The sequence below is a fragment of the Micromonospora marina genome (assembly GCF_900091565.1).
In the GTDB taxonomy this organism is placed as follows: Bacteria; Actinomycetota; Actinomycetes; order Mycobacteriales; family Micromonosporaceae; genus Micromonospora; species Micromonospora marina.
Genome location: NZ_FMCV01000062.1, coordinates 1 through 2265, shown reverse-complemented (window position 1 = coordinate 2265; position 2265 = coordinate 1). Strand labels below are relative to the sequence as shown.

Genomic DNA, 2265 nt, shown 5'->3' with positions numbered 1-2265 from the left:
TGTCCCTGGCCGACGCGTGTCAGTTGGTGGCGGCGCGGGGTCGGTTGATGCAGGCGCTGCCCACCGGTGGCGGGATGCTGGCTGTGGCCGCTGACGAGGCTGCGGTGGTGGAGTCGATCGCGGGCCTGGGCGACAGGGTGGGCGTCGCGGCGGTCAACGGCCCGGCCGCTGTGGTCGTGTCGGGTGCCGTCGAGGCCCTGGCCGAGGTGGAGCGGGTCTGGCGTGAGCGGGGGGTGCGTACGCGCCGGCTGGCGGTGAGCCACGCGTTCCACAGTCCGTTGATGGAGCCGATGCTGGCCGAGTTCCGTAAGGTCCTGGATGGGTTGGTGTTCGCCGCGCCGGTGTTGCCGGTCGTGTCGAACGTGACGGGGGCCCTGGCCGGTGACGAGATCCGTACCCCGGAGTATTGGGTGCGGCATGTGCGGGAGGCGGTGCGGTTCGCCGACGGGGTGACGGCGCTGCGGGCGGCCGGGGTGGATACGTTCCTGGAGGTCGGCCCGCAGAGCGTGCTGACCGCCATGGCGGCGGATGTGCTGCCCGATGACGAGGTCGTGCTGGCGGTGGCTGTGCAGCGCCGTGACCGGCCGGAGGTGCAGGCGTTGCTGCACGCCCTGGCCGAGCTGCACGTGCACGGTGTGCCGGTGACGTGGCAGTCGTGGTTTACCGAGACCGGCGCGCGCCGGGTGGACCTGCCCACGTACGCCTTCCAGCACCAGCGCTACTGGCCCGCCGCCAACCGGGCGCGTACGGGCGACGTGTCCGGGGTCGGACTCGGCCGCACCGGGCACCCGCTGCTCGGCGCGACAGTGGACCTGGCCGGCGACGACGAGATGGTGCTGACCGGCCGACTCTCCCTGACCACACACCCGTGGCTGGCCGACCACACGGTCTCCGGGCTGACGCTCGTACCCGGCACGGCCCTGGTCGAGCTGGCCGTACGGGCCGGCGATGAGGTGGGCCTCTCCCGGCTGCGGGAGCTGACCATGGCCGCCCCGCTGGTGCTCCCCGAAACCGGGGGCGTACGCATTCAGGTGCGGGTGTCCACGTCGGAGTCGCCGCAGCGTCCCGTTGCCGTCTACTCCCGCCCCGACGACGATTCCGAGGCGGGCTGGACCCGGCACGCCGAGGGTGTACTGGAAGCGTCCACCGCCGACGAGCCCGACTCGATCACCTGGCCCCCCGCCGCGACGTCGGAGGTGGACCTCGCGGGGTGGTACACGACGCTGGCGGAGCACGGCCTGGCGTACGGGCCGGTCTTCCAGGGGCTCCAGCGCGCCTGGATCGGCCGCGACGAACTGTTCGCCGAGGTGGCCCTGCCGGAGGCCGCCGCGACGGACAGCGCCGGATTTGGCCTGCACCCGGCGCTGCTGGACGCCGCCCTGCACCCGATCGGGCTGCTGCTCGGTGGCGAGGAATCGAGCGGACCACGGGTGCCGTTCGCCTTCGAGGGCGTGCAGGTCCACGCGGCAGGCGCGGGGACGCTGCGGGTGCGCCTGACCCGCGACGGCTCCGGGCTGCGGGTGGCCGCGTACGACGAGGTGGGCGCGCCGGTCGTGTCGATGGACTCCCTCGTCCTGCGAGAGCTGACCGGTGTGGCCGCGCCGGGCGTGGCCTCGCGGTCGCTGTTCGAACTGCGGTGGCCGGCCGTGGAGGCCGCACCCGCCGGGGAGCTTTCGGGTTGGGCGCTGGTGACCGGCGGCCTGGAGCTGCCGGCACCGGTAGGCATGCCCACGTACGCCGACGTGGCGACGGTCGCGGGGGATGAGTCAGCTCCCCGGACGCTGCTGATGCCGGTGTTCCCCGCGCCCGGCGCGGCGACGCCGGAGTCGGTCCGGGCAGTGACCACGGCCGTGCTGGCGACGGTGCAGTCCTGGCTCGCGGCGGACGCCCTGGCGGACTCGCGGCTCGTGGTCGTGACCCGGGGCGCGGTGTCGATCGGCGACAGCGACCGGGTGACCGACCTGGCAAGCGCGGCGGTGTGGGGTCTGCTGCGTTCGGCGCAGTCGGAGCACCCGGGCCGCATGGTCCTCGCGGACGTCGACGGCGACCTGGACGCCGCGCTGGTGGCCCTGCTGGACGGCGTCCTGCGGGAACCGGCCGCGACCGGCGGCCAGTTGGCCGTCCGAGGGGGTGCGGTGTACTCGCCGCGCCTGGTCCGGGCCGGCGTCACGTCGGTGGAGGCGCCGAGCCTGGGTGATGGTGCGGTGTTGGTGACCGGTGGTACGGGTGCGTTGGGTGCGTTGGTGGCGGAGCATCTGGTGTCGG

At 74.0% G+C, this 2265-nt stretch carries 1 protein-coding gene; it reads left to right on the top strand.

The features are described from left to right. Positions 1 to 2265: polyketide synthase dehydratase domain-containing protein (locus GA0070215_RS27745; protein WP_141708292.1), on the top strand; the 2265-nt coding region annotated here is incomplete at both ends.